Genomic DNA, 6,376 nt, shown 5'->3' with positions numbered 1-6,376 from the left:
CCAAAGAAAGGGCGTCCCTCGGGACGCCCTTTTTCGTTTTTGCCTAAGCCAACAGGCGAAAGAAATAGTTATCCGCTTCAGTCCGGTTTTTCGTAAGTCAGATTGCCGCCCATTATCGTGTAAAGAACGTCGACGTCAGAGATCGCTGCCGGCTCGATCTCGAATAGGTTTTGATCCAGCACTACGATGTCGGCTTTCTTACCAACCTCGAGGCTGCCGATCTGGTCATCCATACCCATTCCTCTGGCGGCGTTGATGGTATGAGCTTCCAATGCGAGCTGTAGCGGCATTCTGGCCTCATCACCTCCCAGTGGCGGGACATCTGAGCGGCCAGGCAACTGGCGTGTTACCCCTGCCTCAATGGCCGCTAGAGGGCGATATTCGGATACATATCCTGAGACAGGCCAGTCTGAGCCAAATGAAAAGACTCCCCCACCAGCCACTACTTTGTTGACGGGATACATGGCCTGAACGCGATCTTCACCCAGACGCGTGGTCGAAACCGACTGCAACAGTGGATCGAAGGTCATCCAAGCCCCGGTCGTGTCATAGATGACACCAAGTTCTCCGAACCGGGTGTAGTCGTCCGGGTGAATCAAAGTGCCGTGCGTTATTTTGTGCGCGCGTTCGCGGTCAGGGTTGACCTCAATAGCGGCCTCAATGGCGTCCAAAAGAGTTCTTACAGCCAGATCTCCGAAGCAGTGGCAGGTAACGTTGAAACCAGCTGCATCGGCGCGGATGACCGCGTCTTTGACCAGTCTGACTGGAATGATCGGTTCAGCCACCAATTCGGGTTTATCGGCATATGGGTCCACATAGAGCGCATTCCATTTGTCGTCTCCACCGTCCATATTGATTTTCAGATAGCTTGCTTTAACCAAATCAGAGTTAAATCGTTCGCTAAGTTCCTGTGTACCGGGGAGAGGATCAATCGTCCCATCATTCCAATAGTAGGAGCCGATGAAACGAATTGGCAGCTCTCCGTTTTTCTCGAAATCGGCCATCATCTGAAAGCCTTCATCCTGGCTCATGCCCTGAATCCCATGGTCATGGACTGCTGTGATTCCTGCTGCTGCGAAACGCTGCAGCCAATTTGAAACACCCTCGGACATGAAATCGGGGTTCACATCAATAAGCGAAGTCAAAACCTGCATTTGCGCAGGTATTTCAATTATCCATCCTGTTGGATTTCCCTCGTCGTCGCGTTCAAAGAACGAAAATCCGGGTGCTGTGTCAGGCGTGTTCCTGTCGATACCGGCCATTTCCAGCGCCTTGGAGTTGACCCAGGCCGCGTGACCATCGATGGCCCATAAGTAGACCGGCCGATCAGCCTCGATTTCATCAAGCATGGCGGCGGTCGGGTTGCCATCTGTCCAGGGATTGAAGCGGACCCCATAGCCAAGAATTATATCGTCTTTGTTGGTTTCGACTTCTTTACGGATACGGTCAAACAACTCGTCTTTGTCATCCGTCTGCAAGTCCACGCCAAGCATGATCAACCCGCCTGCAGCCGCATGGATATGTCCATCCACGAAGCCGGGCAGGGCCATTTTTCCCTTTAGGTCAATGACCTCTGTGCCAATACCGATAACATCTTTTAACCCGGTGGAATCACCTACATAAACGATCTCTCCGCCTTCGATGCCGATAGCGGTTGCAATGCTTCCGCTTGCGTCCATTGTATGGATCTCGCCGTTGATCAGGGCGTAGTCCGCTGTCGGATTGCTGCGATTGGACTGAGCCTGAGCATGGGTCGTAGCGGCAAGAAGCGCCATTGCCGAAGCAACTAGTTTGTTCATCAGTACCTCCCCAAAGATAAATCATTTGAATATGATGATATAGAATTTGACGGAAAATACGAAGTTTATGCAAAATTTCGTTTGAGATTGACCTCGACATATCGTTTTCAATTGGAAGTGCTTCCCGGATTTCGAACCTGTCGCGCTACTATTTCGAACGCCAAAACTGGGAGGGTTTTTGTGTCGGCGATCGTATCAAACTTTGGCTAATCATAGTTGGGTGACCACCACGGCCGAGCCTGAATTCCAGACCTCAACTATCTCTTCCCCGCAGTTCGAATAGATGCCTAAACTTGCGATAGCGAAATAGAAACGCGTGAATACGCGCACATAGCGGGTGAGGTGGAGACATGGTGGGACTGGACCTGTTGGTCAATGCGGCGAACATTTTCTATCTCATATCCTATTCGGTAAGAGACATCTTCTGGCTACGGGTCCTGTCCGTTATCGGTGCGCTGATATTGCTGCCCTACTACTACCTACAAAGCAGTCCGTTATGGGCACCGATTGGCTGGAACCTGTTTTTCACAGCGATCAATATTTATTGGATCATCCGCCTTCTGATTGAACGCCGTCCGGTTGCTTTCAGTGACACCGAAAGACATCTGTACAACATCGCCCTTAGGAACTTTTCTGAGCGGGATGCATACAACCTGCTGAGAATGGGAGTTTCCGAAATCGTCCCAACGGGTGAAGTGCTGCTTGCAGAGGGAGAACATGTTCATAGCCTGTTATTGACTGTCGACGGGGAGTTTAGTGTTGAGATGAATGGTGAACCGGTGGACCGGCTTGGCGAGGGTCGGTTTCTGGGCGGCACCGCGTTTCTGAGCAATGACCAGGATTTTGTGGCTCCGGTATCCGTAAAGGCAACCAAACCCGCACGTGTCATCCGCTGGGACCTGACTAAACTGAATATGGAACTTGAGAAAAAACCCGATCTGGAGATTTCAATCGAAGCAAGCCTTGGCCTTGAGATTTCGCGCTTTCTGCAGGCGGCACGATTGCAAATTCCGTGAAGGTAAGCGGGGATCAGCTCACTGGGTGATTTCTGAATAGTATCCCAGCTAAGCGTGCGATTGGTAGCGGGCGCCAAGTCCGGCAACTCATTATCTTCAAAATCCTTTTTCTTGTCGCAATGAATTGCTAAGTGAGTTTTGAACTTTATGACAAGCCGATATGCAATGATCTATTCTTTCAAGAGTTTTACCCAGTTTTCAGGCGCGTTTTTGCTTGGGCTGACGACGATGATCAGCGATGTTGCGTCCAAGCCTTTGCTCACGAATTCTCAGTCGACCTACGCTTCGGCCTGCATCGAGCAGAGTGATACGCCCGAAAGGCTGATCGAGATCTGTCAACTCGGTCTTGAGGAAGCTGGGTCGTCTGATGCGCAGCGTATCGAGATGCTGGATCGGATGGCTTGGGCCTATGTTGATGTCGATGATCTTGATCGCGCTCACGATGTCTTTGATCAGATTCTAACAATCGATCCCAACGCAGAACCGGGCCTGCAAGGGCAGGGTTGGGTTTTGTATCTGTTTGATGATTACCCTGCGGCGGTTGAGCTCTTTCGGCAGGCCGTATTGCGAAAGCCCAATGCTCAAAACATGGCGGGGCTTGCTTCCAGTCAACATTGGGCCGGACAGATCGAGATTGATGAGTTCGAAAACTATATGCGCGCCTCTCTGGCGCTGGATCCGGAATACCCTTGGGGTATGCGTGAACTGGCATGGGTGCTGGCGTATGACGGTCAATACGACAAGTCGCATGAACTGTTCACGTCGGCACTGGAAATCAATGATGCCGATGCAAATGCAGAATATGGGCTGGCCTATGTCCTTTCCGAGAGACAACAGTGGGATGATGCGCTTGATCACGTGAACCGAGCACTGGAAATGGATGAGGAGTTTATTTCTGCCCGGTCCCGGCGATCACTCATATTGTTGATGCTGGATCGCCCGAAACAGGCGCTTAAGGATGCGGATGCTGTAATCGAAGCCCGGCCTGACGATTCAGATGGTTATGTACGACGTGCGCGGGCTCTTTCGGCTCTGGGTCGTCGTTCCGAGGCGCATAAGGTATTGGGTGAGGCAAAGTCCCGAGCCGGTGAAAGTGGATATCTGGTGTATTGGCAGGCAAGCCTGCTTGCGGATGACGCCGAGTTTAATGCAGCACTGGCGCTTATTCGTCGCGGTGTTGAAATGGATGGAGCCGACCATTTCGATCATCGCTTGCATGCTGAAATTGCGCTTGAACTCGATAAAATCCCCGAAGCACGAGACGCAATTGATCGCTCTTTGGCGCTGGGTCCCAGCGATTCCTTTGGACAGTTCATCAATGCGATGATTCTGATCGAAGAAGAGAATTTTGTACAAGCCGAGGAAATTTTTGACGGCGCGATCGATGCGGGACTATCCGAAGAGTATCTGGAAGATTTCATGTCGGCACTGATTTCGCACGGCCGCTTCATGCAGGCGATCAAGATGCGGGTACGTTATAGCTGATCACATCGGTTGACGGTTGGCCGACTACCAACCGTACTATGTGGCATTCTAGTGCCTCGGTTCGAGACTCAGCTTTTCCTTGCGAAAATCCATTCTGTCGCACAGGCTGAATCATAATTTGAACCAGCATTTCCCAAAGGTGGTGTCAGCACAGGCATGATTGCGCATCTGGAGCACATTTTCTTAAACGTCTTCAACATCATCCTGCCGGTTCTGATTTGTGTCGGGGTTGGATACACGCTGGCGCTGATCAAGGCCCCTTTCGACACCAAGGTCGTGAACGATCTGATATCCCGCGTCGGTTTTCCGACACTTGTCATCTCGCATATTTCAACGGCCCAGATCGATGGCGGCACGTTTATTACAGTGGTTGGTGCCGCCGCAGTAGCGGTCGCGGGTTTCGCGGTGCTAAGCCTCATTGCCTTACGGCTGCTGGGGTATTCTATTGCTGCATTTCTGGGGCCGCTGATGCACGGCAATGTCGGTAGCATCGGGTTGCCCGTCACTTTGTTGGCGTTCGGCGATGCCGGGATGGCGTATGCGATGGGATTCGTCGTGGTGATCCTGCTCAGCATGTTCACGGTGGGTATCTGGATTCCGTCGGGAACCATTTCGGTCAGAGCTGTGCTGACATCTCCGGTCATCTACGCTGCACTAATCGCTTTGGGGCTGGTCCTGACCGGCACACATTTACCCAAGCCGATAGCATCGAGCTTTGACATTTTGGGTGGGCTCGCGATTCCGATGTTGTTGCTGACAATGGGGCATACGCTTGCATCATTTCAGGTCAGAGATGTGAAGCAAGCAGGACTGCTGACGGTTCTACATTTATGCATCGCAGGATCTGTGGCGGTGGCTGTAGTGTGGGCGTTTGGATTTACCGGCACCGAACGTGGCGTGGTGATCCTGTGTTGTCTTATGCCTTCCTCGGTCGCGAACTACCTGTTCGCGGATCAGTACCAGCCCGACAAAGCACCGGATGTAGCGGGCTACATTCTGGTATCGACTCTGGCGACGTTAATCGTTCTGCCCTTGGCGCTGACCTATTGGGTCTGAATATTAGCCAACCGGTTTCCAGGGTTCTCGACCAACCATCTGATCTGCCTCGGCGGTGATCCGGTTCATGTGGTCTTCAAGGCTCTGGCGCAGCTCTTCAATCTGTTCTTCGGTAGCTTTGCGCGGCACGGCATCGGTCCACTCACGACACAGAAACACCCCTTCATTTCGCCAGGGGCGGGGCATCAACAGTCGGTCCCAGGTACCTGCTTCGCGCCCATGGCGGGCAGAGTAGGTGATACCAAAAACGCGTTTGCCCGATGTGCGCGCCCAGATGAGCGGAACGGTCGACGATATGCGCTCGGGGCCCCTTGGACCATCTGCGGCAATCCCGATCGAGATACCTTGCTTCATCTTGCCAAGCACTTCTCGCGACAGGGCCACGTGGCGTTTGTGACTGGACATCGCGATCGTATCCATTCCGAACAATCGCTGAACCCGTCCTACCATGCTGCCAGCGCGTGCAGCCGAAGTGATCGAGCAGATGCGCCCTTTGTCCAAAGGAAAGAAATAGGGGGACTGCGCCAAACGCTGATGCCACAAAACGACAATGACCGGTTCACCGCTTTCTGCGAGTTGATCAAGCTCTTCATATCCGATCCGCTGCCAGCGCGTATTGCGGTGCACCAGACGGATGTAGCCTGCGATGCGCCGAGCAACCCAATTCAGAAAGGTTTCGCTGTCTGCGATCTTTTTGCGGAAGCTCACGTTAGGTGTCCCTGTTGTTGGCCGAACCTTGTCTTATAGGACTGCGCGTCATGCGCAACTTTTTTGTCTGTTGGGGAACTGCGAAGGAATCTAAAAAAGGCTCTTGAGTCCTCCGCGCCGCTGGCATATCTGGAGCACACTATAGGGGTATAGCTCAGTTGGTAGAGCGACGGTCTCCAAAACCGTAGGTCGCGGGTTCGAACCCTGCTGCCCCTGCCATTCCTCCAAACGTCGATTGTTTGTTCTGCTCGCACAAGTGCACAGCAGTTAATATATGCGTCAGACGGTTAGCACCGGTCGAGATTTCCACTT

General features: G+C 52.5%; 5 protein-coding genes and 1 tRNA gene. 4 read left to right on the top strand and 2 right to left on the bottom strand.

The window, feature by feature from the left end; genetic code table 11:
• Positions 1 to 77 precede the first annotated feature (77 nt).
• Positions 78 to 1,799: an amidohydrolase gene (locus tag GOX61_RS22235; RefSeq protein WP_170337248.1), complete on the bottom strand. Its 1,722-nt coding sequence runs from the start codon at positions 1,797 to 1,799 to the stop codon at positions 78 to 80.
• Between the two features lie 350 nt (positions 1,800 to 2,149).
• Between GOX61_RS22235 and GOX61_RS22230 the strand changes: the two genes are divergently transcribed.
• The 3 genes from GOX61_RS22230 to GOX61_RS22220 all read left to right on the top strand — a co-directional run bounded on the left by GOX61_RS22230 (position 2,150) and on the right by GOX61_RS22220 (position 5,356).
• Positions 2,150 to 2,815: a cyclic nucleotide-binding domain-containing protein gene (locus GOX61_RS22230; RefSeq protein ID WP_170337246.1), complete on the top strand. Its 666-nt coding sequence runs from the start codon at positions 2,150 to 2,152 to the stop codon at positions 2,813 to 2,815.
• A gap of 165 nt (positions 2,816 to 2,980) precedes the next feature.
• Positions 2,981 to 4,300 carry a tetratricopeptide repeat protein gene (locus GOX61_RS22225; RefSeq protein WP_217353957.1) on the top strand — a complete coding sequence of 440 codons (1,320 nt, stop codon included), beginning with the start codon at positions 2,981 to 2,983 and terminating at the stop codon, positions 4,298 to 4,300.
• A 156-nt stretch (positions 4,301 to 4,456) separates the two neighbouring features.
• Complete coding sequence (locus GOX61_RS22220) at positions 4,457 to 5,356, top strand: AEC family transporter (protein WP_254436945.1); 900 nt, start codon at positions 4,457 to 4,459, stop codon at positions 5,354 to 5,356.
• 3 nt (positions 5,357 to 5,359) lie between these two features.
• Here the strand turns inward: GOX61_RS22220 and GOX61_RS22215 are convergent, their stop codons facing one another.
• Positions 5,360 to 6,064, bottom strand: a complete 705-nt coding sequence (locus tag GOX61_RS22215) for a lysophospholipid acyltransferase family protein (RefSeq protein WP_170337241.1) — start codon at positions 6,062 to 6,064, stop codon at positions 5,360 to 5,362.
• A gap of 143 nt (positions 6,065 to 6,207) precedes the next feature.
• Between GOX61_RS22215 and GOX61_RS22210 the strand changes: the two genes are divergently transcribed.
• Positions 6,208 to 6,283 (top strand) — tRNA-Trp (locus GOX61_RS22210).
• Positions 6,284 to 6,376 lie beyond the last annotated feature (93 nt).

Source organism: Ruegeria arenilitoris (genome assembly GCF_013030265.1).
GTDB lineage: Bacteria > Pseudomonadota > Alphaproteobacteria > Rhodobacterales > Rhodobacteraceae > Ruegeria > Ruegeria arenilitoris_E.
Note: the sequence above shows the minus strand (reverse complement) of the source record. Positions and strands in the feature narration are given on the sequence as shown.

Excerpts from the sequence above, each read along its gene's own strand:
- GOX61_RS22235 (WP_170337248.1), bottom strand. The coding sequence starts at position 1,799 with ATGAACAAACTAGTTGCTTCGGCAATGGCGCTTCTTGCCGCTACGACC.
- GOX61_RS22225 (WP_217353957.1), top strand. The coding sequence starts at position 2,981 with ATGATCTATTCTTTCAAGAGTTTTACCCAGTTTTCAGGCGCGTTTTTG.
- GOX61_RS22230 (WP_170337246.1), top strand. The coding sequence starts at position 2,150 with ATGGTGGGACTGGACCTGTTGGTCAATGCGGCGAACATTTTCTATCTC.
- GOX61_RS22220 (WP_254436945.1), top strand. The coding sequence starts at position 4,457 with ATGATTGCGCATCTGGAGCACATTTTCTTAAACGTCTTCAACATCATC.